This is a genomic window from Natronococcus sp. A-GB1 (assembly GCF_029688845.1).
Taxonomy (GTDB): Archaea; Halobacteriota; Halobacteria; order Halobacteriales; family Natrialbaceae; genus Natronococcus.
In genome coordinates this window covers 135,975-161,650 of the sequence record NZ_JARUKW010000008.1, presented here as the reverse complement: position 1 = coordinate 161,650, position 25,676 = coordinate 135,975, and the positions used below count along the sequence as shown (strand labels likewise).

The 25,676-nt window shown below is 63.8% G+C and carries 26 protein-coding genes; 8 read left to right on the top strand and 18 right to left on the bottom strand.

The features are described from left to right. Positions 1-46 precede the first annotated feature (46 nt). The 4 genes from QA600_RS11245 to QA600_RS11230 all read right to left on the bottom strand — a co-directional run bounded on the left by QA600_RS11245 (position 47) and on the right by QA600_RS11230 (position 2,455). Entirely contained in the window at positions 47-664 is a 618-nt protein-coding gene (locus QA600_RS11245; protein WP_345782022.1) for a hypothetical protein, read from the bottom strand. 198 nt (positions 665-862) lie between these two features. Then, positions 863-1,045, bottom strand: coding sequence for an HVO_0649 family zinc finger protein (locus tag QA600_RS11240; RefSeq protein WP_278292029.1), 183 nt, complete (start codon positions 1,043-1,045; stop codon positions 863-865). A 91-nt stretch (positions 1,046-1,136) separates the two neighbouring features. Then, positions 1,137-2,096 (bottom strand): carboxypeptidase regulatory-like domain-containing protein, encoded by a 960-nt coding sequence (locus tag QA600_RS11235; RefSeq protein ID WP_278292028.1) that lies wholly within the window; start codon positions 2,094-2,096, stop codon positions 1,137-1,139. Between the two features lie 152 nt (positions 2,097-2,248). Continuing rightward, positions 2,249-2,455, bottom strand: a complete 207-nt coding sequence (locus QA600_RS11230; RefSeq protein WP_278292027.1) for a hypothetical protein — start codon at positions 2,453-2,455, stop codon at positions 2,249-2,251. Positions 2,456-2,657: 202 nt separating this feature from the next. Here QA600_RS11230 and QA600_RS11225 point away from each other — a divergent pair, with 202 nt between their 5' ends. Both QA600_RS11225 and QA600_RS11220 read left to right on the top strand, forming a co-directional pair. Further along, entirely contained in the window at positions 2,658-3,209 is a 552-nt protein-coding gene (locus QA600_RS11225) for a metal-dependent hydrolase (protein ID WP_278292026.1), read from the top strand. 155 nt (positions 3,210-3,364) lie between these two features. After that, the gene (locus QA600_RS11220) at positions 3,365-4,558 is read left to right on the top strand and encodes an ATP-binding protein (RefSeq protein ID WP_278292025.1); all 1,194 of its coding nucleotides are present in this window, start codon (positions 3,365-3,367) and stop codon (positions 4,556-4,558) included. A 65-nt stretch (positions 4,559-4,623) separates the two neighbouring features. Here QA600_RS11220 and QA600_RS11215 read toward each other — a convergent pair whose 3' ends face one another. The 4 genes from QA600_RS11215 to QA600_RS11200 form a co-directional block, all read right to left on the bottom strand. Beyond that, positions 4,624-5,133 (bottom strand): TrmB family transcriptional regulator, encoded by a 510-nt coding sequence (locus QA600_RS11215; RefSeq protein ID WP_278292024.1) that lies wholly within the window; start codon positions 5,131-5,133, stop codon positions 4,624-4,626. Between the two features lie 156 nt (positions 5,134-5,289). Beyond that, positions 5,290-5,889 carry a hypothetical protein gene (locus QA600_RS11210; protein WP_278292023.1) on the bottom strand — a complete coding sequence of 200 codons (600 nt, stop codon included), beginning with the start codon at positions 5,887-5,889 and terminating at the stop codon, positions 5,290-5,292. Further along, positions 5,882-6,298, bottom strand: coding sequence for a hypothetical protein (locus QA600_RS11205; protein ID WP_278292022.1), 417 nt, complete (start codon positions 6,296-6,298; stop codon positions 5,882-5,884). The genes QA600_RS11210 and QA600_RS11205 overlap by 8 nt, the downstream gene beginning before the upstream one ends. Positions 6,299-6,975: 677 nt before the next feature. After that, positions 6,976-7,404 carry a universal stress protein gene (locus QA600_RS11200; RefSeq protein WP_278292021.1) on the bottom strand — a complete coding sequence of 143 codons (429 nt, stop codon included), beginning with the start codon at positions 7,402-7,404 and terminating at the stop codon, positions 6,976-6,978. Positions 7,405-7,614: 210 nt separating this feature from the next. On the opposite strand from QA600_RS11200, the gene QA600_RS11195 reads away from it, so the two are divergent. Then, positions 7,615-7,767 (top strand): hypothetical protein, encoded by a 153-nt coding sequence (locus QA600_RS11195; protein ID WP_278292020.1) that lies wholly within the window; start codon positions 7,615-7,617, stop codon positions 7,765-7,767. A 161-nt stretch (positions 7,768-7,928) separates the two neighbouring features. Here the strand turns inward: QA600_RS11195 and QA600_RS11190 are convergent, their stop codons facing one another. From QA600_RS11190 to QA600_RS11180, 3 genes are all read right to left on the bottom strand, one after another. Further along, on the bottom strand, positions 7,929-8,357 hold the full coding sequence (locus tag QA600_RS11190; protein WP_278292019.1) for a universal stress protein: 429 nt from the start codon (positions 8,355-8,357) through the stop codon (positions 7,929-7,931). A gap of 63 nt (positions 8,358-8,420) precedes the next feature. Continuing rightward, a complete protein-coding gene (locus tag QA600_RS11185; protein ID WP_278292018.1) occupies positions 8,421-8,834 on the bottom strand; it encodes a heme-binding protein in 414 nt (137 codons plus the stop codon). A gap of 126 nt (positions 8,835-8,960) precedes the next feature. Next, positions 8,961-9,083 carry a hypothetical protein gene (locus QA600_RS11180; protein ID WP_278292017.1) on the bottom strand — a complete coding sequence of 41 codons (123 nt, stop codon included), beginning with the start codon at positions 9,081-9,083 and terminating at the stop codon, positions 8,961-8,963. A gap of 236 nt (positions 9,084-9,319) precedes the next feature. Here QA600_RS11180 and QA600_RS11175 point away from each other — a divergent pair, with 236 nt between their 5' ends. Further along, entirely contained in the window at positions 9,320-10,516 is a 1,197-nt protein-coding gene (locus QA600_RS11175) for an MFS transporter (RefSeq protein WP_278292016.1), read from the top strand. Positions 10,517-10,952: 436 nt separating this feature from the next. On the opposite strand, the gene QA600_RS11170 is transcribed toward QA600_RS11175, so the two are convergent. Beyond that, a complete protein-coding gene (locus QA600_RS11170) occupies positions 10,953-11,276 on the bottom strand; it encodes a hypothetical protein (RefSeq protein WP_278292015.1) in 324 nt (107 codons plus the stop codon). Between the two features lie 423 nt (positions 11,277-11,699). Here QA600_RS11170 and QA600_RS11165 point away from each other — a divergent pair, with 423 nt between their 5' ends. The 3 genes from QA600_RS11165 (at position 11,700) to QA600_RS11155 (ending at position 14,344) form a co-directional block, all read left to right on the top strand. Next, positions 11,700-12,998 (top strand): transposase, encoded by a 1,299-nt coding sequence (locus QA600_RS11165; protein WP_278292014.1) that lies wholly within the window; start codon positions 11,700-11,702, stop codon positions 12,996-12,998. A gap of 205 nt (positions 12,999-13,203) precedes the next feature. After that, entirely contained in the window at positions 13,204-13,560 is a 357-nt protein-coding gene (locus tag QA600_RS11160) for a hypothetical protein (protein ID WP_278292013.1), read from the top strand. Positions 13,561-13,894: 334 nt separating this feature from the next. Beyond that, positions 13,895-14,344 carry a CBS domain-containing protein gene (locus QA600_RS11155; protein ID WP_278292012.1) on the top strand — a complete coding sequence of 150 codons (450 nt, stop codon included), beginning with the start codon at positions 13,895-13,897 and terminating at the stop codon, positions 14,342-14,344. A 387-nt stretch (positions 14,345-14,731) separates the two neighbouring features. Here QA600_RS11155 and QA600_RS11150 read toward each other — a convergent pair whose 3' ends face one another. Beyond that, entirely contained in the window at positions 14,732-15,904 is a 1,173-nt protein-coding gene (locus QA600_RS11150) for an MFS transporter (RefSeq protein WP_278292066.1), read from the bottom strand. A gap of 305 nt (positions 15,905-16,209) precedes the next feature. Here QA600_RS11150 and QA600_RS11145 point away from each other — a divergent pair, with 305 nt between their 5' ends. Beyond that, the gene (locus QA600_RS11145) at positions 16,210-16,653 is read left to right on the top strand and encodes a hypothetical protein (protein WP_278292011.1); all 444 of its coding nucleotides are present in this window, start codon (positions 16,210-16,212) and stop codon (positions 16,651-16,653) included. 697 nt (positions 16,654-17,350) lie between these two features. On the opposite strand, the gene QA600_RS11140 is transcribed toward QA600_RS11145, so the two are convergent. From QA600_RS11140 to QA600_RS11120, 5 genes are all read right to left on the bottom strand, one after another. After that, positions 17,351-18,934: a BCCT family transporter gene (locus QA600_RS11140; RefSeq protein WP_278292010.1), complete on the bottom strand. Its 1,584-nt coding sequence runs from the start codon at positions 18,932-18,934 to the stop codon at positions 17,351-17,353. 164 nt (positions 18,935-19,098) lie between these two features. After that, positions 19,099-20,610: an aldehyde dehydrogenase family protein gene (locus tag QA600_RS11135; RefSeq protein WP_278292009.1), complete on the bottom strand. Its 1,512-nt coding sequence runs from the start codon at positions 20,608-20,610 to the stop codon at positions 19,099-19,101. Between the two features lie 103 nt (positions 20,611-20,713). Then, entirely contained in the window at positions 20,714-21,913 is a 1,200-nt protein-coding gene (locus tag QA600_RS11130) for an iron-containing alcohol dehydrogenase (protein WP_278292008.1), read from the bottom strand. Positions 21,914-22,112: 199 nt separating this feature from the next. Then, the gene (locus QA600_RS11125; RefSeq protein WP_278292007.1) at positions 22,113-22,913 is read right to left on the bottom strand and encodes an IclR family transcriptional regulator; all 801 of its coding nucleotides are present in this window, start codon (positions 22,911-22,913) and stop codon (positions 22,113-22,115) included. 745 nt (positions 22,914-23,658) lie between these two features. After that, positions 23,659-25,653, bottom strand: coding sequence for a serine hydrolase domain-containing protein (locus tag QA600_RS11120; RefSeq protein WP_278292006.1), 1,995 nt, complete (start codon positions 25,651-25,653; stop codon positions 23,659-23,661). Between the last annotated feature and the right edge of the window lie 23 nt (positions 25,654-25,676).

Below are 25,676 nucleotides of genomic sequence, written 5' to 3'. Positions count from 1 at the left end.
GTTACTTAGCTGTTTTCTGTAATAATAACTTCGTGCCAGTGTATTATTAACCGTCGAAGAACGTCGTCGGTCCGTCCGGAGGATCCGGCCACGCCTCGCGTTCGAGGTCGAAGCGCTCGAATAGCTCGAACTGGGGGACCTCCTGGCCGGGATAGTGGTAGTCGGTCCCGAACACGAGCTGCTCGTGGTGGGTCCCGAGAAAGGTCTGCCCAACCCCGAGATCTCGCGTCAGCGCGTTCCAGCCCGCGCGTGTCGAGAGATCGCCGTAGACGTTATCGTACTCCGCGACCAGGTCCCAGACGCGCCCGCGGGCGTCGACCGACCCCTCGGGGAGTCCGCCGAGATCCCCCGACTCTACGTCCGCGGCCATGTGTGGCCACCAGCCGTGGGCGTGTGCGACGAAGTCGACCTCCGGATACGAGGCGAGCACGCCCTCGAGGCGTTCGTCGTCGATCGCCATTCCGACTTTCAGCTCGCCGAAGCCGCGGGCGCCCCGTTCGAGGTACCCCTCGAGGACCTCCGCGACGATCTCGTCGCCGTAGACCAGCGTTCGCGGATCGATCGAACAGAACGGAACCAGCCGATCGGAGTGGGCCGCGACCTCCACCGAACTGAGGGAGACACAGCCCGCGATCGCCCCGGAGAGACCGAGTTCTGCGGTCACGGCGAGGTGGTGTCGAGATGTCGGCCCCGATCGGAGGGGATCCGCGGCGGTCGGTTCGGTTGGGTCGGAGCGACGGGAGGACGGATCGCCGGGCGAGGACGGGCGAGCCGTGGCCCGGAGTTCTACGAAGGGCTCTAAATCGTTGTCGTGGATACTCGGCGCCTGAATCGCGGTAGTCCTCCCGTTCGGAGTCTCCGATCAGGTTAGCCGGAAGGTGTGCTCGCGGCTCGCATCGCAGCTCGGACAGACGTGGCGGTACACGACTCGCTTCCCGTCGGTTCGGCTCTCCCAGTTTCGCTCCGTATCGACGTAGCCACACGCCGGACACTTCTTGTCGGTCGTCTCGTACCGCCGTCGAAGCCGGTTGAGGGCTGTTGGCATATAGCATAGTATCCCCTGTGACGAGAAAAAACCTTGCTCGAGCGTTCCGACACTGCAACGATTCGCTCCCAACGCCGAACCGCCGCGGGTCTCAGTCGCTCCCCCGAAGGGTTGCCGTGTACTCCACGTTTCCGGTGAGCTCGAGCGACTCCTCGAGCGTCGGGTACCCCTCCGCCTCGACGATCACCAGGTACTCGCCCGCCTGGAACTCGAACTCCGTCCGGCCGTGGTCGTCGACCGCTTGAGTGTCACCCCAGCCGCCGAGTCCCTGTTCCTCGACGCTGACGGTCGCGTCATCGATCGGCTCGCCGACGCCGTCCTGAACGAGGACGCGCAGCAGGTGTCGGTCCGGCGCCTCCTCGACCTCCTCGGTTTCCCCGGCCGCCTCGACGTCCGTGACCTCGAGTTCGTACGCCGCGGTCTCCGCGCAGTTGTTCAGTTCGAACGAGTAAACGGCGTCGTCGGCGCCCGGCTCCGGCCCCTCGGTAGCGGCCTTCGTGGTCGAGGAGAGCTCGTTCCCGTCGGCGTCGTACACGCGAGCGGTCATGCTGACGGCGAGCTCCGCTCCGCTCGCGTTCGCGAGCATCATGTGCACCTGACACAGCTCGCTGGGCGGCTCGTCACCCCAGGTGAAGGTGTGTCGCTCGACCTCGAGGTGGCGCTCGGCCGCCTCCGACAGCACGACCTCCCCGTCGATCGCCTCGTCCTCGTAGACCTCCTCGTCGTCGCCGTCGTCCTCGTCGGACTCGTTTGCCTCTCCCGACTCGCTGTCGGCCGGCTCCTCGTTCTCGTTTGCGTCCTCGTTGGCGATGTCGTCTCCGGAGCCGTCATCCCCGTTCTCGTTCCTGGCGTCGTCGCTTTCGGTCTCGTCGGCCTCCGAATCGTCGCTCTCCCCGTCCTCGGCTCCGTCGGCCGCCGAGTCGTCGGCCTCGTCGGTCTCCGACCCGGAGTCGTCTCCCCCCTCTTCCTCCTCGGTGTCGGCACAGCCCGCCAGCACCCCCGACAGCGAGACGCCCGTGATGACGGCGAACTCGCGACGCTTCAGCTCCATACCGTCCCCCGTCGATCCCCGATCTCGTGCCAGTACATCTCTGCTACAGAGAGGGTTCTCGAGTGCATAACGTTTTATATTGCATCGAATCCGCAGAAAACCCGCTGCCGCACGAAAATCGTCGTTTGTCGCCCCCACCAGGCCGAGATGCCTCAACCGAGGGCCTTCCCGGACCGCCGCCGTCGGTTGTACAGGTAAACTACCGTAACCACCAGCCCACAGAGCGGTACGAGAACGCCGAACTCGTAGGTGTCCGGATTCTTTAAACTTCTCCGTTTCGCATCAAAATGAACGAATATAGAGATAGGAATCTGCAGCAGGACGAGTGCGGCGACGATGGGGAAGACGAGCGGTTCCATCCTCTGAGCACTGGCCGGTCAACTGTAAAAGCGTTTTCATCACGACCCGTCCGATCGCTAACTAGACGGCAGTTCCGGACTCGAGCGGCGGAATCTGTCCAACTGGTTCGGCTCCTTCGAGAGGCCACCGCACTTGAGGGATACCCGATTCCCCTCGGCCGATTTAGACAAAGGTATAGGCGTAGATAGACGTGGCTAATCCATGTGGCCCTGGGGACACTTCGGCGTCGCGTACATCGTCTACTCGCTGTACTCGCGCGGTCGGTTCGGACGATCTCCCCGACCCGAGCCCGCCCTCGCGGCCATCTTCGGCTCGCAGTTCGCCGATCTGATCGACAAACCGCTCGGCTGGCTCGGCGTGTTTCCCCACGGCCGATTCCTCGCCCACTCCCTGCTCGCGACCGGTATCGTGATCCTCGTCGTCTACGCCTCGGCGATCGCCCTCGATCGCCTCGAGACGGCGACGGCGTTCGTCCTCGCACACCTCTCTCACCTCGTCGCGGATATCCCGCCGCGAGCCTACCTCGGCTACCCCAACGACACCGAGTTCCTGTTCTGGCCGTTTCTCTCCCACCCGACGTTTACCTACCACGAGCGCCTGTTCGAGCCGCCGGCGATCGTCGAGTTCGTCGTCACTCCGTTCACCCATTCGGGGATCTTCTTCCTGCTCGAGATCCCGCTGTTCGCCGCCGGACTCGCGCTCTGGTATCTCGACGGCTGCCCCGGGCTCGACTACGTTCGCTCGCGTCGCTGAGTGCCGACCTCGCCGCGAACCGCCGAGGGTGGGTTCTCGAAGGCGAATGTATACGAATTCACCACCGTTCAAACTCGAGAAACGATTGAACGACCACCCACTCATACGGCCTCCCACAGCAACCCTCATGCCAACGCATGGGGTACTGGAGGGAGATGGTTCGTCGGTCCCGGTACGTCCACGGTCTCGGCCTGGGTATTATCGCGGTCGCCGCCACCCAGTCGCTGCTCAAGGTCACCGGCGGCGGCTCGAGCGTCGAGGCCTTCATCGATTTCGTGTTGCTCGGGCTGACGGGCGCGCTGTTTCTGTACGTCGGAAGCTGGCTCTCGGAGTCCGAGATCGAACCCGACCTCTACCGGCGGATCGCGACGTGGAGCCTCGCCGGCGTCGGCGTCATGCTCGCCTTCCTCGTCCTCCGGGCGCTCCACCCCGGGATCCCGACCGAGTTCACCTTCGGCACGCGAGCCGTCGCGCTGGCGATCGGGTCGGTCGCCGGCCTCGGAATCGGGATCCACGAGTCGCGCGCGATCTCCCGGGAGCGGGAGATCGAGCGGCGAAACGACGCCCTCGAGCGGGTTCAGGCCCGACTCGAAGAGCGCAACGACGAGCTGCGGGAGACACAGCAGGAACTCGAGGCGACCGTCCGGGAGCTCGAGGCCTCCAACGAGCGCTTGGAGCAGTTCGCCTCCGCCGCCAGTCACGACCTCCAGGAGCCCCTGCGGATGATCTCGAGTTACCTCCGGCTGCTCGAGGAGCGCTACGGCGACGAGCTCGACGAGGACGCCGAGGAGTTCATCGAGTTTGCCGTCGACGGCGCCGACCGAATGCAGGTGATGGTCGACGACCTCCTGGAGTACTCCCGGGTGGAGACGCGGGGCGACCCGTTCGAGCCCGTCGACCTCGACGCCGTCCTCGAGAACGCGCTGACCGATCTGGGGGTTCGAATCGAGGAGACTGACGCCGAGATCATCGTCGAGGAACTGCCCCGCGTCGCGGGCGACCGAAGCCAGCTGCGCCAGCTCTTTCAGAATCTCGTCTCGAACGCCCTCGAGTACAGCGGCGACGAGCCGCCTCGCATCCACGTCTCCGCCGAACGGGTCGGCGACCGGTGGGAGATCGCGGTTCGCGACGAGGGGATCGGGATCGATCCCGAGGACCAGGAGCGGATCTTCGAGGTGTTCGACCGCCTCCACACCCAGGCCGACCACGAGGGAACGGGGATCGGCCTGGCGCTCTGTCAGCGCATCGCCGAGCGCCACGACGGCACCCTCGAGGTCGACTCCGAGCCCGGGGAAGGCGCGACGTTTTCGGTCCGCCTCCGGCCTGCCGAGGAAGCACTCGCGAGGTGACCGCGAGCCCGGCAGGCTTCGAGTGAGAGCCCTCAATGGCCCGGCTATCTCGAGCCGCGACCCCGTCAGATCCGTTCTTCGGACACCACCTCACGTAGTCGGAGCCGCCGCGCGCGCTCGCACCGTTGCAGCTCCGCCCGGGCGGTCTCCCAGTCGGCCAGCGCCGCCGGCGTGATGTCGACGGTTCGGCCGTCGACACCGAGGGGCGTCTCGGCGTCGTAGCGGCACTGGTAGCGCCACACCCGATCGACCAGTACGTCCATCCGCGCCTCGAGCTCCTCGAGCGACCGCTCCCGTGCGAGCACCGCCGCCCCGTCCTCGCTCCGGGGAAACCGCCTGTCGTTTCGTTCGTAAGTCGAGGGCGACCCCCTCCGTTCGGTGACGATCCCGAGTTCGGCGAACGACTCGAGTGTCTCCCGAACCGCGACGCGGTCGCAGTCGGCTCGCGCCGCCAGCTCGGCGACGGACTGTTCCCCGTCCGTCCGGGCGAGCAGTTCGTACAGCCGTTCGGCCGTCGACCCCGCGGCGAAGGGGTTCTCGACCGGCGATGCGCCTTCCCCTGTGCGACCCATCATCGTGTCACCGTCTCCCGCGGGCGATATGGGTAATCGCCCGGTGCAGCCGTTCATCCGAGGCTACCTAGGACTGTAGCGGTCGGCTACCGAATCTCCCCACGACCGTCGACGAACGATAACCAGTGACAAAAACGAACCGCTGACGCTCGGAGTTACCTACTCGGTGCTGGCCTCCCACGGCCAGTCGCCGCCCTCACCGAAATCCGGACGGTCCGGAATCTCGTCGACGCGTCCGGAGTCGCGATCTCGGAGCGTGCCCTCAGCGGTCTCCTCGAGGATGGCGCGGTTCTCGTTGCGCATGATGCGGACCATCTGTCCCTCCATTCGGGAGCCACGATCGCCCATCTGGCCGGTCATCTCGTTGAGGATGCTCCCGAAACCACGGGCACCGTAGGCGTTGCGGGCGATGTTGACCGTGTCGCCACCCGGATAGACCGAGAGTTGGGCGTTTGCCTTCCCTTCGGCGTGATCGTACATCGCGACGTTGAGCTGTTGGGAGAGTTCGATCGCCTCCGGGTCGACCCCGCTTGCGTTTGGCCAGAAATTCGACGAGTGGAACATGTCACCGGGATTTTCGTTCTCGTCGTAGTACATTCCGCCCTGGGTGTGCAGATCGGCAACCCACAGCGGTTCCAGCGGGACGACGTAGTCGATCATCGCCTGCGTCTCCGGCGACGGGTTGTCGTCGGACCCGACCTCGTAGTCGTGCTGGCGGTTCGGGTCGACGTTGTCGGCGTTTTCGCGCTGGTTACGCATCGCTCCGTCCGGGTTCTGCATCGGCAGGACATGGACGGTTAGCTCGTCCGTAACCGAGCGCGAAGGGGCTCCCGGAAGTCGCGAGTTCGCGGAGCTCCGCGAGGATCGCGTTCGTCCCGGTGGGCTCGTCGCCGTGTTGTTCGGAGACGAAGAAGACGTCCGTGTCGCCGCTGCCGACGCGGGCGACGGTCAGGTCGCGGCCTTCGAGGCTCTCGCTGATCTTCTCGAGTTCGAACGGTCGTCGCGCCCGTTGCTCGAAGCCCCCGAGCAACTCTTGGACCTCTTCGTAGGTGTAGAACCGACGCGTTTCCTCGCGAGCCCACGAATCATCCGCGCTGACCGTCGTCGCGCCGATCGCGCTCGCTCCCGCAACACTGCCGAGCAGTTTGAGTGTGGTCCGACGTCGCATGGTACATCTGCCATCCACTAATGGATACAATAAAGGTTGTTACTAATTTAAATTCCTGATAATATCATATTTAATAATTGACACTAAGTGTGATCTATGTGAATATCGGAAGAAGGTCTATCCAAGCAATCGATCGACAGGTACTCTCACGAGCGAGCGGCTCACTCGGAAGCGACGGACGGTGCCCAGCTAAATTGCTCACCGCTGAAGACGATCGGTCGAAGCGAACGAAAAACCGGGTCGCAAAGGTGGAAGCATGACAGGAGGCAGCGGACGAGGCGTCTCCGGCATCTGATCTCAGAGGATCGAGTCACGACCTCGGTTGCCACAGGCACATCGACTGACGAATTGGATGGTATTCGTTGGCATCACCACCGTGGTTGGTGTATAGATCGTCCAGTAATAAATCCTTCTAATGGCGCAAGCACACCAAGGTCTGGAGTGAAGTTTTGGCTATGTTCTCAATCATCCCCAATAGGTTTAATACACATACTTCGGACCGGGCGAAAGGGAAGAGAAATTGCCAATCGGCAACAGCAGGAGCCGACGACGGCGGTCCCGCCTCGTTCGGACTGATCCGAGATAAAACCGAGAACGCCGTTGCCGCCGCGCCGCCGGGTTGTTCGAAGACGGACGACCCGATTCCGTCGGCGACGAGAGCGAGGGGTCGATCCTCGTCACTTGACGATCGTCACGGGAACGGTCGACTTGTCGACGACCGCCTTGGCGACACTGCCGACAACCCGTTCGTGTTCCGTCGAGAGCCCGCGGTGGCCGACGTAGATCCCGTCGACATCGGCCTCGGCGGCGTAGTCGGCGATCGCCGCCGCGGGCCGCCCCGCCAGCAGCTCGGTCGTGATCTCGAGATCGGCTCCCTCGGCGACGGTTTCGGTCGCCAGCTCCGTCGCCTGGCGGAGCGTCCGCTCGCCGTACTCGACGGCGCGCTCCTCGCCGGGCAACACGAGCGCTCCGTCCACGAACTCCGTTTCGGGTGTCAGCACGTGGACGATCTCGAGGGAGGCCTCCAGCGCGCTCGCGTCGCGCGCCGCGCGCTCGACCGCGGTGTCGCTGACCTCGGAACCGTCGGTTGCGATGAGATACCTCATACGAGAACATCCCGCTCGAGCGGCGATAGTACTATCAGTCGTTCCTGTTTCGAGAGAATCGGTCGGCAGACGGTATGAGACGGGTGTCCCGTTGCTCGAAGGAACCGAGGGAGTCTGCACCCTACGCCTCGGGCCGGGTGCGTCAGGCGCGATTCGAAAACAAGAAATCACTGACAAGTTTTAATATCACGGATTGAGTTATGTGTTATAATGAACGAGGCGATCCCCCCGCAGTGTCCCGAGTGCGGATCCACGAACCTCCAGCTCTCCCGGGTTGCGCCGACCGAACACGACCACGGCGACGCGTGGGTGACACACGCGACGTGTGGCGCCTGCGAGGAGTATGGCGAGTGGTTCAACTAACCTATAGTAACCACTGACAGTCAGTGCGCACTCGATCGCACGACAACTGTGCGATCGATGTGCAAACAGTTTCAGTTGCTACTATAGTCCGCCGGTCGAAGCCCGGAACTTGTCAACGATGTCCTCGAGTGACCCCCCTGAGGTTCTGCTACATCACCCTTTCAGTACACCGGAACGACCGACAGCTCCCGCTCGCGAAACGCCTCAAGCGGGTCCGAAACTCGGCGCCAGGCACCGGTCCCCGACTGCAGGTCGCTGTCGACGACGACGGTGTCGGCCTCGACCTCCGTGGCGTATTCGACGATCTCGTCGAGCGGGTGTCCGATCCGTCCGGCAGTCTCGTAGCGCTCGAGTGCGGGCGCGGCGAGTCGATCGGCCTTGCGTTCACAGATCTCCCGTATCGTGTCGGTACCGGTCGGAATCCGCAGTCGTTCGGCCAGCCAGAGCTCCGCGCTCGCGTACCACTCGAGGCCGAGCACGTAGAGGACGTGGACGGTCGCGCCGGAGTCGTCGGCCCGGCGCGCGGCCTCGAAGAGCACGCGTTCGGGGACGGTGGTACCGCTCACGACCGCGACGATTCCGTCGCTCATCGCTGCCCGACGGGACGCGCCGCGAGGGCGCGTCCGACGTATCCCCACGGTAGTCGGACCACGCTAGCTGCGGTCGAACGCGTCGACACCGGCTTCCGCGACGTCGACGTCCTCGTCCGCGCTCCCGCCGGAGACGCCGACGCCGCCGACGACGGTCCCGTCGTCGTCCTCGAGGGGAAGTCCGCCACCGAAGGTGACGATCCGGCCGTCGTTCGTGGTTCCCAGCCCGTACAGCGACTCGCCCGGCTGTGACACCTCCTGGATGGTCTGCGTCTCCATCTCCAGCGCCACCGACGAGTAGGCTTTGTTCCGCGCGATGTCGATGCTCGCGAGCAGCGCGCCGTCCATGCGGTGGAACGCGACGAGGTTTCCGCCCTCATCGGCCACCGCGATACACATTGGGACGTCGATCTCCGCCGCCCGCCGTTCGGCCGCGTCCACGATCTCTTTTGCCGTATCCAGCGTCAGTTTGCTCATTGGTGTCGACCCAGCTACGAACTCTTCGTCGGAGCCGATAAACCCGTGGGACCGACCCTCATGCGGTAGTGGTCGACCGCATAGCTAAGACACGCAGCGCAGTCGGACGCCAACCTCGAGAACCCGTCACTCGGCGTACTCGAGTTCGATCCCCTCGTCGGTGAGGACGTCCCACCAGTACCACCAGGCCAGCAGGTACGTTACGGAGAGCCCGAAAACGACCGCGAGCATCGGCTCGAGCGGCGTCATCGGTCGACTTTCCTCGCCCGTTCGGTCGTCGGCTCCTGCTGTGGCGTTCGAAGCGCGAATCGCGACTGGTAGTCGGCCATGGATGCTGGCGGACGGCCGTCCGTCCGCTCGAGGGTCCTGCACCGTACAGGGGCAAGTAGCTTCGCGGTGGCCGTCGCCGCGGCGACTCGAGGCGATCTCGGCAACGGTACTGGAGGATCAGAATCCTTTCGACCGAGCGCGCTCGAGACAGTGCCGTGCGCACCGACGACCAGGAACGTCCCGACGGTCGCCGCAGCTGGCTGGTGGCGATCGTCGGCGCCGTCGCGATGGTCTTTACCTTCGGCACGCCGCTGTCGTACGGCATCTTCCGCGCGCCGTTCAGCGACGCTTTCGGGGTCTCGCCGCTCGCGCTGTCGGGCGTGTTCGCCGTCATGCTGTTTACCTTCTTTATCGGCTCCGGACTCGTCGGCGTCTTCGGCACCCGCCTGGACTCTCGGCTCGTGTTACTCGCCTGTTCGCTCGTGACGGGGCTGCTGGCGCCCGCGCTGTACCTCGTGGAGTCGATCGCCGGACTGGCGGTCGTCTTCGCGTTCCTCGGACTCGCGCTGGGGACGGCGTTCGTCCTGCTCGCGTCGGTCGTCCCGCGCTGGTTCGATCGCCGCCGCGGCGCCGCGACGGGGCTGATCTTCGTCGGCAACGGGCTCGGGCTGACCGTCCTGCCGCCGATCTGGCAGCTCGTCCTCGCGGAGCTCGGCGTCCGCCCGGGATTTCTCCTCGTGATGTCGGTGACTGCGGTCGCGTTCCTGCTGGCCGGACTGGTCTGTCGGCGTCCGCAGTGGGCCGAGCAGTCGACCGCGACCGCGGGCGAACTCCTCGAGTGGCTCGCTCGGCTCGGCGGAACGCGAACGTTCCAGCTGCTGTTCGTCGGGATCGCGCTCTCGTTCGCGTGGTACCAGCTACTCGCCGCCTACGCCGTCGATCTGTTCGCCTCCCGTGGACTCACCGAGGCGGGCGCGTCGGCCGCGTTCGGACTGATCGGCGGCGTGAGCATCATCTCGCGGATCGGCAGCGGCTACCTCGCCGACGTCGTCGGCTCCCGGCGGGCCTTCCTCGCCTCGCTCACCGCCGCGGCCGCCGGCATCGGCCTGCTGTTCGCCTCGACCGACTCGATGCTCCCGATCGCGATCTTCCTGATCGGGCTCGGACTCGGCGGCTCCGCGACGCTGTACATCCCGCTGGTGATGACGATCTACTCCCCCGAGAAGGACACCGCCATCGTCGGCGTGTTCAACATCGCGATCGGCGTAACCGCGCTGGCGATGCCCCCGCTGGGGACCGCGAGCGTCGCCTACACCGGGAGCTTCACGATCGCGATCGCTCTCACCTTCGCCGCGGTTCTCGTCGGGCTCTGGTCGACCGCCGTCGGCACCGCTCGGCCGTCACACGCGTGACTCGAGTCGGAGAACGAACCGCCGAGTCGATGGTGAGTCGCGGCCGAAAAGTACACCGACGAACTCGGGAACGGACGAGCGAGCCGAATGCGACCGCGAGGACGTCGGACTCACCCGAACGAGGAATCGTGAGAAGTATCAATAAAATAATCACACACCGTGTCGTGTGATAGTGCATGGGTGAGGAGGAGGAACGAAGAATGGCGGTCTGTACGAAGTGTGGATCGGCCTACGCTGCCAGGATTGCATCAGACGGAGCGGTACAGCCGATCGGCTCGAGGGACGGCTGTCGCTGCGGCTCGAGCGAGTTCGAGGTGGTCAGAGAGTCGACCGACGCCGCCCGTCGAGAAGAGTAGGTCGATGGGCTATCCGTACCCACGACAGCCAGGCGCCGGGCGAGCGGACGGTCGCACGCCGAGGGGCGGCTCCGTCGTCACTACTCGAGCAGCCGCCGAACCGTCTCGTCGTCGGCGAGCTCCCCGTCGGCCTCCTCGAGCAGGGCGACAGCTCCGTCCGGCGCGTCCGTCTCTGCCCCCGGCGAGAGTGAGGTTTCGTACGACTCGCCATTGGGCTCGATAACGATGCGCTCGACGTCGGTCTCGAGGCGATAATACTTCGTCGTCTCCGGAAGCTGCTCGCGCCGGCTGGGCTCGTCCCTGATACAGCGGATCCACATGCCGTTCTTCCGCTCCAGCACCACGATTTCGTCGAACGGAACGCTCCGTCCATCTCGCAGGTCGACGGTGAATGTCCCCACCATGTTTTTGTAATGGAACTTCTAGGCTTTTGTTCTATTGGCTACTTTCGTAGCTCGAGAGATTCTACTAATGGTTATATGCCAGCAGAAAATTCGTGCCGACGCCCGGCTCCGAGCGTTTGCGTCGTCACCACTGCGCTCCCGGCGCTCGGTCGGCTCTGAAGCCTATCTTTAAACAGCGAGAGAGTCCCGCCGTTTACGGCGGGCGTGAATCGCGTCACTCGGCTACACAAAGCACCGGTTATTCCCTATCTGGAGTCTCCACGGCGTCGAGTCCAGCGTTCAAGAGTTGTTCGTATGCCTCGGTGAGCGTAATATCTCGTTCTTCGGCAAAGTCTTTCACACGACCATGCGTTGCGTGGGAGAGGTCTATGTTTGGACGCATAAGACTTAATAGACGTAAGGACATGTTGAGTGTTACGGCGAATGAAGCGAACCAACGAGTTCGAAGTAGTTCCGAAGTCCGACGCAGACGAGGAGTTGCTTCGCCGACTCTTGGACGCTTCAGCCGCCCTCTGGAACGAGATCAATTACCAGCGCCGAACCAACTTCGAAGATCCAGACGGCGACGTTTGGGAGATCGACGAGTACCGCGGTCGGTACGGCGGTACGCTCGGTGCTTCGACAGTTCAACAGATCGAACGCAAGAACCGCGAAGCGTGGCGCTCGTTCTTTGCACTCCGAGAGAAGGGCGAAGCCAACAGCAAGCCCGGCTTCTGGGGCAACCAAGACGAGGGCCGCGATCTTCGGACGTACATCCGGAACACCTCGTACTCGGTCAAGTGGGGCGAATACTCCCGACTCGAAATTCTTGTCGGCCAAGACCTGAAAAAGGAGTACGGTCTTGGATATCGAGAACGACTCCGGCTCGAGGTCCGGGGTGAACCCAACTGGAACGAGTACGACAAGCAGGGTCGGTTGGAACTATATTACGACGACGTGAGCGAGACATTCAGGGCCTTTCAGCCAGTCACAATCAGCAATTCTCGACTGGCACAACCACTGGCGGACGAAACCGCCGCTCTGGATATTGGCGCAAACAACATCGTCGCCTGTACGACCACAACCGGCGAGCAGTATCTGTACGAGGGGCGTGACCTGTTCAAACGGTTCCGCGAAACCACGCAACGGATTGCCGAACTTCAGTCGAAACTCGAGGACGGCCGGTACAGCTCGAAGCAAATCGAATCGCTGTACCGACGCCGGACGCGACGGCGCAACCATGCGATGGACGCGCTTGTACGCGACTTGATCGAACGGCTGTACGACGAAGGTGTCTCGACGGTGTATGTCGGCGACCTCACGGACATCCTCGAAACGCACTGGTCGGTTCGGACGAACGCCAAGCTGCACAACTTCTGGACCTTCCGGCGGTTCGTTGGGCGGCTCGCCGATACCGCCGAGGAGTTCGGTATCACCGTCGAAGTGCGAACGGAAGCGTGGACCTCGCAGACGTGTCCGAACTGCGGTTCGACCGAGGACACGACGCGGCATCAGGACACGCTGACCTGTCACTGCGGCTTCGAGGGCCACGCGGACCTCGCGGCAAGTGAGACGTTCCTGAGACGGCACGAAACGGTAGCAAGGCCGATGGAACGGCCCGTGTGCCTCAAGTGGGACAGCCACGACTGGTTGGAGTCACCACGCTCTCCCCGTCCCAACGAGGAGCACACGAACCCGCAAGTTGCCTCCGTGGTCGTTCGAGACGACGAAGTCGTCTCGTGATGACAAGAGAGCTTGCTCTCTCGAACCAACTCGGCGTAGTCGAGACTCCCAGCGCGAGGAAACCCCGGCGTTCACGCCGGGGAGGATGTCATTGTTGCAACCGTCCTCGAGAGCCGACGGGCGAGTTCCAGGCTGCTGTCTCGAGCGCTCCCAACGTGATTTGACCGAGCCGTTTTTGCACCCGATCCCGGAACTCTTCTCAGAGATGAACCGGACGGAGGCACTCGCGGTGCTCGCCAGCGCCGACCGCCAGCTCGTCCTGCACGAACTGGTCGAACGGGACCAAACGGTGACACTCGAGGGTCTCTCACGGAGCGTGGCTGCCCGCCGACACCAGATACCGCCAGAGAACCTCGACGGTCGGGAGATCGAACACGCCCGATATCGACTCCGACACACGCACCTGCCGAAACTTGCCGAGGAGGGTATCATCGATTCGAACTGGGAGGAGTCGGTCTCACTGGCGGACGGGGAGCGCACCGACCAGGTGTTCGGGCTCTCCGAGGAACTCGAGTGCTGGCCGCCGGACGACTCCCTGGGATACCCCTATCGGAGCCGGTAGGTGCCGCCGAATCCGCGTCGTGGGGCGTTTCGACCCGTCGACGATGTCCGCGTTCGAACACACACCGGGCTGGGCCTCGAGCTTCCGTGATCGCTAGTCTCGAGGGAGGTACCGACGTCACCGTGCGGGACAGGTTCTCAGACGGCTATTCGTCCGGGCAGTCGCGGCCGCGCACGATCGGCAAGCGAGGTGTCGCTGGTCGCCCACTGAATGTAGGCTGTTCACAGTCACACAAATCGGCCGAATAGTGGGTTAATACTACTAGCAATTCTAGCATATTGGCCCCATATGTCCAGTAATGCTATGTACTGATGTATGCTAACTCTAGCCAGTTATGATCGAGATGACAGTCAACAGCCTCGGGGTGCAGGCCCCGCCGACCGTGTCGCCCGATCTGGCTGCGGCGGAGGCGGCACAGCACCTTCGCCGTCCTGCGGTTCCGGCTCTTGTAGTCTGTCTCGACGATGTCGTCACCGGTATCGTCACCGAATCAGATATCGTCGCGATGGTCGCGGAAACGGCCGAACAGCCGACCGTCGGCGAGATCATGTCGACGCCGGTGACGACGATCGAACCGACGGCGACGCTGAAAGCGGCGACGGAGACGATGCAGGCCGCGGGCGTCAGACACCTTCCCGTCGTCAACGACGGAAGGTACTGTGGACTGCTGTCGGCAGACTCCCTCTCACCGTACCTCTCACGCGGAAAGCTCGAGATCGAGTGGCACGGCGAATCGCTACGCCTCGAACCCCCGGGCGGGCAGGGGCCCCAAACGAACGGGTAGCACGCCCATCTCGCGGTCGGACGGTCTCAGAACCCCTGTGCGGAGCCGTCGCCGCAGGGGTCGGCGCCGCCCTCGAGGTATCCCGTCTCGGGATCGATGCGGATCGCCTGGGCGTAACCCATGTTATCGTCACAATCGTCGGGTACCCATCCGACGCTGACTTCGAGACTACTACTCCGTCATCTATCGAGGTCGAGGAATCACAGTTCGTGTCTCGAGCGGTGCTGAAACGCTGGCGACGGGCGTACGAAAGCAGTGAGTTCAGTCAGCTCAATACAGCCACTACCCCCCCCGTAGCTCCCGGAAGAGGTCGCGCTCGAGTCGACACAGCGCCTCCGAGCAGCCCAAGCCACGTCGAAGCCGCAGCGGCCTCGGGTCGGTCCGAACTCAGTAGCCCAGCTCGAGCGCCCAGTTCGCCGCGAGCGCGGCAAACGTCAGCGCGAACAGGACGGCGAGGACGAGAAAGGAGACGCCCCAGCCGAACAGGTCCGCAAGCAGGCCGACGCCGACCGAACCGGCGGAGCCGACGACGGTGTAGACCGTACGCACGAGCCCGAAGCCCGCCCCGCGTTCGGTGTCGCCGAACTGATCGAGAAAGCGCGGGTCGAGCGCGGCGAAGAAACTCGAGCCGAGCCCCGTCAGCAACACGGCGATCCCGACCGTGACGAGCCCCGGGCCGACGACCATCCCGAGGACGCCGACGGTCCCCGCGAGCATCGCGATGCCGATCGCGAGGTCGCGTCCGTACCGGTCGGAGAACTCGCCGAGGATCGACTGGCCGACGGTTCGAACGACGAAAAACGCCGAGAAGGCGACGCCGGCCAGCGTCGCGGAGTAGGCGTGGTAGTCGATCAGGAAGGTCGGAAGGAAGGTGAGCAGCCCCTGGACGATGAAGGTGCCGAGCATAGCGATGCCGAGCGTGAAAGCGATCGCCGGCCGCGTCACCAGCTCGCGAAGCGCCGCGAGCTCGAACCGGTCGCGCATCGGCTGGTCGGGCCGGCGCGGCTCGGTTGAGCGCACTCGGAGGGCGAAGAGGGCGAACACGGGGAGGCCGACGAGCAACGCGAGCGCGACGGCCGGGCGCCAGCCGTACCGGGTGCCGACCCAGGCCGCCGCGACGGGGGCGACCAGCCCCGCGAGCGGGCCGCCGATCGAGTGGATGCCGACCGCGCGGCCCAGTTCGTCGTACGTCCGCGACAGCAGCGTCGTCGCGACGGCGTAATGCAGCCCCGCGACCAGCCCGAGGATCACGGCGAACAGGACGAACGCCGGAAACGCTGGCGCGAACGCGAGCAGGAGGCTGGCCAGCGCCGTGCCGCCGACGGCGACGAGGATCACCGGCTTCTCGCCGTATCGGTCGCCGAGGACGCCGCTGGGGAACTGCGAGAGCCCGTAGGCGAGCCACATTCCCGAGAGCGCGAACCCGATCTGGGTGTTCGAGACGTCGAAGTCCGCGGCGATAAAGGGGATTACCGGACTGATCGCCATCCGCGCGAAGTACGTCACGAAGAAGGCGAGCAGACAGAGCGCGAGGACCGTCGTTCGATACCGCCAGCGCATGATGGGGACGTCGATCACTTCTCCGGCGAACGCATAAGCCCGCTGAATCTCGACCGGCTCGAGGCAACGCCGAATTACCGGCGTCGGCCGTTCCGACACCGGTGTCCCGGTAGTCCCGCGCTGATCGAGGGGACGCTCGGTACGGCGCTCGAGAAACGCCTCTCGGCGTCGCTCCCGACGCGTCGAGCCGGAAATCGGTCAGTACTCGTCGGCCGCCGTTCGTCCGAGTCCGTGTACCTACCGGTTACTGAAGCTCGAGACCGTCGAATCCGATCTTTCGACCGGGTCCCCGCCGGTCCGTTCCAATGGCTCCCGCAATCGTCCACTTTCTGGTCGGCGCAGCGCTCGTCCTCCTGCTCGTCACACCGCTGGCGCTCCGGTACCGACTTCCGGCGTGGCTGCCGCTGTGGCTCGTCGCCGTCGGCGGGCTCTGGGGGCTGTTTCCCGATATTCATCATATCGCGCCGGTGTACGAGACCAAACTCTACGCGTTCCACAACTCCCAGTGGGCCGACCTGTTCGCGTTCCACTACACGCTCGATCGGCCGGCGGTCCGCGCCCGGTACAACGAGAGCATCTTCTGGTCGATCGTGCTCTTCCTCGCCGCCAGCGCGACGTTCACGGCCGCGGCCGCGGCGAACGCGCGGACTGCCGTCGACGAGACGCCCGCGCCGCACCTCGTGGCGCTGGCGACGGCAACGATCCCCGCGCTGCTGGTCGCCGGCGCGGTAATCGGTGGCCCTCTCTGAGCGCGTGCCTCCGCGGTGTAATTATTCTCTGGGTAACCCGAACGAGTACGTCCGAGCACGTGTCGGCTCGTCGACTATAGCGCGTAGGTCGGCGGATCGCCCTCGTCGAGGACGCAGTCGGTTCGATCGCATCTCGGCGACCGGATCGGCGGCCCTTGCTGGAGTACTCGAGTCGCGCTACGTGACGCGCTCGATGGCACCGACGAAGCCGCTGACCGTCGTGTTGTCGCCCCTCGAGACGTCGAGTCCGGCCCGGAGACGGCGAAAGCAGAATCTGTCACCAGCTATTGATTTTCTCGAACACATATGCAAAGTAGAATTCTTTTGGCGAGCAGTATTGTTATATATTTGATCATCCATCTCGTGGACTACTATCCGATATATGCACAAGTACGTCTCTGTACGGGTTGAAGAGGAGGCCTCGAGGTTCGGATTTAGCTGAGGGAGAAGAGTACAGCCTGAAGCGCATTAGCGAGTGCTAGATGCCGGGTAGCAGTCGATTTCGCTTCACAGATATAGTGCTTGGATATCCCATTTGTACGTACATCTGTTTTGGAATAGTATTTTGATCACACTACTGGGGGATGTTACAGACCTTCTCAAACTAGGTAGGTTCCGATCTGGAACGTCCGTTTTCCGCCCGTTCACCGGGGTGTTCAACGAGTACGGAGGGTGTACAACCGGTTTCGGAGGTCGCTCAGTTATCATCGTCCGACGCCTCCGAATCGTAGTTCGTGATGAAGGTGTCCCCGCGTTCGTGGTCCAACACGCCGTAATAGTACTCCTTCGCGGCGACGTAACTCGCGTACGCGAGTGCGACCAAAAACAGCGTAAACGGGAGCGCGAGGACCGTCGGGAACGCTTGCATCGCGTCGAAGACGGGTAGCTCGAGCGTCATCACGCCGAGGAAGGAGAGCAACACGCCCCACCACGCGCGGTTGCGGGCGTTGGGCGTTTCGTCGCCGAGGGTGATCGACGAGAGGATGTACACTGCCGAGTCCAGCGAGGTAAGCACGTACCCCGCGATGACGAGGATGAACAGTACGCCCACCACCGCGCCGTACGGCGTGATCGTCACGGCGGTCGCGATCGCAGCTGGAATCCCACCGTTGTTCAGCGCATCCGTCACGGGCTCGATGTAGCCGGGTGCGAGGACCCAGCCACCGATGATCGAGTGCTGGATCCAGAGGAGCCCGGCCGGAATAAACACCAGACTGACGAACGTCTCTCGGATCGTGCGACCCTTCGAGACGCGAGCCACGAAGCTCCCGACGAACAGCCCCCAGGCGGCCCACCACGCCCACCAGAAGCTGGTCCAGCTCTGGGGCCAGTTGCCGTCGGCGGTCGGCGCGGTGTACAGCGAGAGCCGGAACATGTTGTCGAGCCAGACGCCGGCCGCATCGAGCCCGATGTTGAGAATAAACAGCGTCGGCCCGACGACGAACAGAAACGCGAACGAGACGAGCATCAGGACGATCGTTGCCCGCGCGGCGTTCTGGATCCCCTTATGGAGCCCAAGCCAGACGTCGGCCAAAAAGACGAACCCAAGGATCGCGAACAGGCCGTAGGTAAACGCCGTTGCGGGGAGGCCGAACACTGAACCGAGGAGTGCCGAGAACACCTGCGCGGAGAACCCGATCGCCGCGGCGACGCCGCCGACGATCGCGATCAGTGCGGCCAGATCGACGATCCAGTAGAGCCCGCGGTGGCCCTCGCCGAGTACCACCTTGAGCATCGCGCTGAACTTGTACTCGTCGGTACCCCGCGTGTAGATGATCAGTCCGAACGCCAGCGCGAACGGGGGATACCACATGGCGAGGCCGGGAAAGACCTCGTGGATGTACATGAACGCCAGCGCCAGCGACTCGATCGGCGCTCCCGCGACCGGCCCCGGGTCCGGTGGCGGATCCGCGACGATGGAGATGGGTTCGCCGACACCCCAGATAATGATCGACCCGCTGTATCCGACGGTGAAGACCATCGCAAGCCACGAGAACAGTCCGAACTCGGGTTCGGCGTCCTGTCCGCCGATCCGAATGTGACCATACTTCGAGAACACCATGAACGTCGAGAAGACGAGCAACACGACTCCGAGCAGCATGAACCACCAGCCGAAGTAGTTCAGCACCCACTCGAAAGCCGCGTTCATCGTTTCGTTGAGGCCGTGTGGGTTCCACAATCCGACACCGCCCAGTACTGCAAGCGACGCCGCAGTGATAATGAAAAGCCCGCGTTCTCCGCGCCTGGCGTCCTCCAGTCCGAAGAGGTACCAGGGGTTCATGGTTGCGGACGAGCGAACATCGGTGTCTCTGTCGACGAACGAGCTCCTATGTGTTCCATGGTATCGTGCACTATGGATCAAATAGAGCGGTACCGATGACTTATATTTTTCGACGGAGATTCGGTTCGGTCCCAAGCCTTCCGAACCGGATGCTCTCACCGACCTCAGCAGCTCGGTTCGTCGAGGTTGACGTAGACCGATTTCGTGCGCTGATAGTGCTCGAGGACGTCCGTCCCGAGATCCTTCCCGATTCCAGAGGCCTTGAACCCGCCGTATGGCGCCTCCGGCAGGATCGGGCCGTACTCGTTGACGTAGACGACTCCGGCCTCGAGATCGGCCGCAGCGCCGTGGGCGAGGTCGGTTCGCTCGGTGGCGATCCCGGCCGCCAGTCCGAACTGAGTGTCATTTGCGAGTTCGATCGCTTCCTCGTAGGTCGAGAACGTGTTGAGAGTCTGGACTGGGCCGAAGATCTCCTCCTGAGCGATCGTCATGTCGTTGTCGACGTCACCGAAGACGGTCGGCTCGAAGAACCAGCCGTCCCGAAGCGTCTCGTCATCCGGCGGTCCGCCACCGGTCAGCAGCGTCGCCCCCTCGTCGACGCCGTGCTCGACGTAGTCGGTGACTGTCTCGTACTGTCCCTGCGAGGTCAGCGGCCCCATCGTCGTCTCCTCGTCGAGGGGGTCGCCGAGGACGTACGACTCGGCCATCTCGACGAATCGGTCGACGAACTCTGCGTGGACGTCCTCGTGGACCAGCGCGCGGGAGAAAGCGTCGCAGATCTCGCCCGTGCTGTAGAAGATCCCGTTTGCGACCGCTTCGACTGCCATGTCGAGATCGGCGTCCGGAAAGACCAGGAACGGCGATTTGCCGCCAAGTTCCAGGGTCACCGGCGTCAGGGTGTCGGCGGCAGATTTCATGACCTCGGTCCCGACACCGACGCTTCCGGTAAAGGAGAGCTTCCGGATGTCCTCGTGATCGGTGATCGCAGCGCCGACCGTCGATCCCGTGCCGGGGACGACGTTGAGCACGCCGTCGGGTAAAATACCCGCGGAGAGTTCAGCGATCCGGATCGTCGAGAGCGGACAGTCCGTCGAGGGCTTGAGGACGACGGTGTTTCCAGTCGCGAGCGCGGGGCCGAGCTTCCAGGCGGCCGCCCAGATCGGGAAGTTCCACGGGACGATCTGGCCGACGACGCCGTACGGCTCCGTTCGTGTGTACAGGTGCAGATCGTCGTCGGTCGCGATCTGTCGGCCGTCCTGGACTCGACACAGCGAGGCGTAGTACTCGAGCGTATCGATCGCACCCTCGACCTCGCCGCGAGCCTGCGAGCGAGGCTTGCCCGTGTCGAGACACTCGATCAGCGTGAGTTCCTCGACGTGATCGTGGAGTCGATCGGTCCACTCGAACAATAGTCGGGACCGCTCGCGTGGTGTCGACTCGGACCACCGAGCGTCGAACGTTCGCTGGGCGGTTTCGACGGCGGTCTCGACGTCGGAAGCCCCACACCGTGTGACCGTCGTGATCGGTTCGTTCACCGCGGGATCGATCGTCTCGAGCGAGCCGTCGCCCGCGACGGCGGTGCCGTCGATCCACGCGTTCCAGTCGCTCAGTTCGCGTACCTCTTCTCGGGCGGCCGCGTGGGCCTCCCGTAGCTCTCCGCTGAACGTGTCTGCCATTAGCGTCAGTTGGTTTAGTGCCGTCGTTCTTATCTCTTTGGGAGAGGGTGACACGCTAAAGACGGCGCTATCGGCCCGGGAACGGGGCGTTGGACACGATCCGTCAGTAGGCGTCGGTTGCGATCTCGAGGAGATCGTCCGCGTCCGCGGGACGGGGGTTGTCGTGGATCTCGATCGTGTCGAGTGACTTCGTTGCGATCTCCGGAAGGTCCGACTCCGCCACGCCCAGTTCCCGGAGACTGGACGGCAGATCGACGCGATCGATGAGCCGTTCGACGGCATCAACCGACGCAAGCGCGGCCTCTCGCGTCGAACACTCCGTAGTGTCGACGCCCATCGCCGCGGCGACCTCGGCGTACCGCTCGGGGACCGCCTCGATGTTGTACCGCATCACGTCGGGCGTGTAGGCGGCGATCGCCTCCCCGTGGGGGATCGATGGATACATCCCGCCGGTCGTCTCGGCCAGCGAGTGGATCGCGCCGAATCCGGCGAAGTTCTCGCAAAAGCCTGCGACGTGTGAGCCGAACAGCATTTGCTCGCGAGCGTCCAGAGCTCCGTCCTCGTAGGCTCGGGGGAGAGCCTCCGGCACGAGCCCGAGAACGTGTTCGGTCATCGGCTTGACGATCGGCGGACACGCCGCCGAGACGTGGTTCTCGAGAGCGTGGGAGAATGCGTCGAACCCGGTCGCCGCCGTCTGTCTCGGCGGCAGTGACTCCGTCAGGGCGGGGTCGACGACCGAGAGTTCGGCCCCGAGATAGGGACCGCCGGGGTACTGGGGCGACTGACCGAGAGCCATCTTGAACTCGCGGTCCTCGTCGGTGATGACGGCCCAGTAATCGACCTCGCTGCCGGTTCCAGCGGTCGTCGGCACCGTTGCGAGCGGAAGCGGGTGGTTCTCGATCGGTGCCTCGCTTACGTCCGCCGCGGAGGTCACCTCGTAGTCGGCGACCGAACCGGGGTTGGTCGCCATCAAGGAAGCACCCTTTCCCACGTCGATCGAACTGCCGCCACCGACTGCGACGACCGCGTCGCAGTCCTCGGCCTCGATCGCCGCCGTCGCCTCGTTGACCATCCCAGTGGTCGGATTCGGTTCGACACCGTCGTAGGTCGCGTAGTCGATTCCGGCGGCCGTCAGCGACGCCGTCACGTCCTCGAGTAGACCGGCGTCGATGATTCCCTGATCGGTAACGATAAGCGGTTTCTCCCAGTCCTGTGAGGCGACGAGATTTCCGAGATTTTCGGTCGAGTCGGTCCCGAACTCGACCCAGATCGGAAACGTGAGCGTGTACTCCTGAAGCGTCATCGGACCCCTCCTCGTTTTGTGGTCGATCGGGTACTCGATGCCGTTGCTGTCGCATGATCCGCAATCATGGTGGACAATACCATACGGTGCAGGTGTACGCCGAAGGGGTACATAAAACTAGTCGAACAGGCCGATTCGAGCCCGAAAAGCCGAAGTTCAATTGCTTTCGCTCTGCGAAAATAGCTCGGTTCGAGAGCGCCTATCCAGTGTTTGCCTCGACCAGTTCGCGCTGGAGGTCGGCTCGTACAGTTCGTATTGCCTCGGGAATCGTCGTTCGGAGGACGTCCCCCTGAAGACGGTAGCTAGGGCCGGAGACGCTGATCGCGCCAACGACGCCGCCATCAGGACCCGTGACACTTACGCCAACGCTGCGCAGTCCGTCGGCGTACTCTTGGTCGTCGATCGCGTACCCGCGCTCGGCGATTCGCTCGAGTTCGGCGAACAGTTCGGTTCGGTCGGTGATAGTTTGCTCCGTTCGTGCGGGCAAACTCCACCTGTCCACGATTGCATCGACACGCTCGCGTGGGTAAGAAGCAAGGATCGCCTTCCCGGTCGCCGTCGCGTGCATGTGGTAGTACGATCCGGTTCGTGCACGATACCGTTCGGCGCCACCATCGTCACCGTACTTGACCCACTTGTGGTACGACTCCAGGATCGTCATCACGCGTCCGTGATCCTCAACGGTGAAATCGACCTCCTCGTCGGTTTTGGCGGTCAGTTCCTGAACCGCATCCTCGATAATCTGGAGTCCGTCGATTCGACTTCGAGCGTGTTCCCCGAGGTTGAGAAACCGGAAGCCGACGTAGTACGTGTTCTCCCGCTCGTTGAGGTACCCGTTCGACTGCAGCGTGACGAGATGTTTGTACACGGTACTCGGAGCGAGCGAGCATTCGCTTGCGAGTTCAGATACCGTCGCACCATTCAACCGTTCGATCGTCTCGAGAAGTTCGATCGAACGTTCGGTGGTTTCGAGCGTATGTTCCGGGGTATCTCGTGACATAGGTCAGTAGAGAGCATCGGGCTACTTAACCATTTCACGACTGCGAAAACTGTATCGTGTCCGTCTCGCATCCGCTTCGCCGAAACGCGCCGAAGAAAGCCGGGCGAGACCGAAACGCACTCCGATTCCACTGTCGCTTTCGATGTGCGAAACGAAACGGGGAACGACCGACCGAAACCGAGACGTTCGGTGGTTGTATTACAGTCATACTATCGTAATACGAGGCACGACCATACCGAATACGGTCCCGGTCGACAGCGCAGGGCCGACGAAACATGAACTATCAGAACTCATATTTTTCGTGGAGTCAGTTTCGATAATAGGTTTGAATATAATTTTCCATATGCTTCCGGCCTACTATTTGTGGGCTGACACTTCATTGCACCGACTAACTCCGGAGCGAGGACGACCGCTCGTGAGTAGGTTTTCTCTCGTCTAAGCGGATTGTAGAGCCATTGAAGTCGCGACTCTACCGATGGAGTCCGCTAGAAGGAATCGATCGGGAACCGAACGAGAGGTTCGGCTTTAGCCGAACGAATTCAGACCCCTGGACGGTCGAAAATCGATTATTTGTCTCCCTCGGACTGGCGTCCACCTTGCTGCGATAGTGCGCCATAACAGCAGACTCCTATCATATTTGTTTTATATATGTGTTATTTATTGCGATAGTCGACGGGTCATCGACACACCAGCAACGGATCCCGGATGATGAGCCGCACTCCACGCACGCATGTCGGCGAAAGTGTCAAAACCATACCGCCGTCAGCAGATTCCAGTACCACAGCTGCCAGGCGAAGACGAGCAGGGCGACTGTCAGCGCGGTCAGGTACGCCAGACCCAGCGGAGTCGTCGAACTCGCCTCGAGATCTCGCGCCGTGGCCACCCGGTACCACTCGAGGCCGACCAACGCTAGCGCGACCAGGGCCGCGAGCGGAACCCCGAGCAAGAACGCGAGGGTGAGCCGCAGCCACGGCGTGTAGCCGTACACGAACTGATTCGGGTCGCCTATGCCGTTCGCGAGCAGACCGACGACGAACGCGGCGAGGAGGCCGGCACCGGCGAGGATCGCCAGCCGCGGGCGAGTGAGGTGGGTCCGCATCCGTCCCCACCCGCGGCTCCGATAGGCGCTGATCGGCCAGACCAGAAGCGTCGAGAGCACCGCACCGAGGGCGACGACCGCAAGGCCGAGCTGAACCGTCGCCGTTTCGTACCACGACACCGCCTCGTACGGAGCCGCGGGCGCGTCCGTGTAGAGGGCCCCGTCCTCGATGACCACTCTCGAGGTCAACATCGCGTCGTCCTCGTCGGGGTCGGGCGCGAAGACGCCGGGCTCGAGCTCGACCCAGCGCGTCTCGCCGCCGAGCAGGGGTGATCCCAGCTCGAGGTACCCCTCGTCGGTCACGGAGACGTGGTGGGCGTCGGCGAGCCCGACGATCTTCTCGGGGGTCGTCTGAAACCCGGTGCTCCGGTACTCGCCCTCGTACGCGTCGGCGCGGTCGGCAGTGGCCGGATCGGGCTCGAGTTCCTCGCTCGCCTCGCCGTCGAAACGCTGCTCGATGAAGCCGTCGAGAACATCGGCCAGCGCGGCGCCGCTGCCGGCCGTGTTGAAGCTCACGTAGAGCGCGACGTCGTGGTCGGGAAACAGGACGAACAGCGTGTTGAAGTACTCGGTGCCGCCGGTGTGCCAGGCGAGGGCCTCGCCGCCGCGCTCGCCGAGCATGTAGCCGTAGCCGACGCCGCCGACGTCGGGGTGGTTCGTCGCCCGCTGCTCGAGCATCGCCTCGGCCGACTCGGGCTCGAGGACGCGGTCGTCCCCGAACGCGCCGTCCTGCAGCGCCGCGATCGCGAAGTTCCCCATATCGGTCGCGGTGGCGCTCATCGAGCCCGCGGGCGGAACGCCGATGATGACGGGGTCGTCCGTCTCGAACCTGTCCTCGGTCGGAACGTGGCCTTGCGAGACCGGCTCTCGGTCGTCGGGAACGGGCTGCTCGATCGTCGCCCCCTCCATCGCCAGCGGCTCGAAGATTTCGCGGTCGACGTACTCCTCGAACGGCTCGCCGACGGCCTCCTGGACGACCAGCGCCGCGAGCCCGGTGCCGTGGTTAGAGTAGGCGACCGTCTCGTCCGGCGGTCTGACCTGGGCGGGCAGCTCCCGCTCGAGTTTCGGCTCCCAGTTGGCGGCCTCCGCGTAGTCGTCGACGAACAGCCCCTGGAGGCGATCCTCGTACCCCGGCGTGTGGGTCCCGAGATGCTCGAGGGTGACCTCGTCCTCGCCCTCGACGGAGTAGTTCTCGAGGTAGGTGCCGACGGGTTCGTCGAGCTCGAGGTCGCCGTTCTCGACACCCTGCATCACCGCGGTCCAGACGGTCAGCTTGCCGACCGAGCCGACCATGAACGACGTCTCGTTCGGGTCGACCGAAGTTCCGTTCGCGGCGTCGGCGTCGCCGTACCCCTCGACGTGGACGAGTTCGTCACCCTCGACGACCGCAGCAGACGCGCCCGCGATGTCGTGTTCGGCCATCACGCTCTCGATCAACTGGTCGACCTCGGTACCGACAACCTGATCGCCCGCGGCCGACCCGGCAGTGTCGTCGGCCGACGGTGAGGCGTGGGCCGCGTCGTCGAGTTGATCTCCCGTGACACCGTCCGAATGGGCCATCGCCGTTCCGGCGAGCGGGCCAACGAGCCCGCTTACCAGAAGCAGACAAACAAGTGCCGTCAGTGTCGCCCCTCGAGCCATAGCCCCAGAACGCCGGCCGTCGA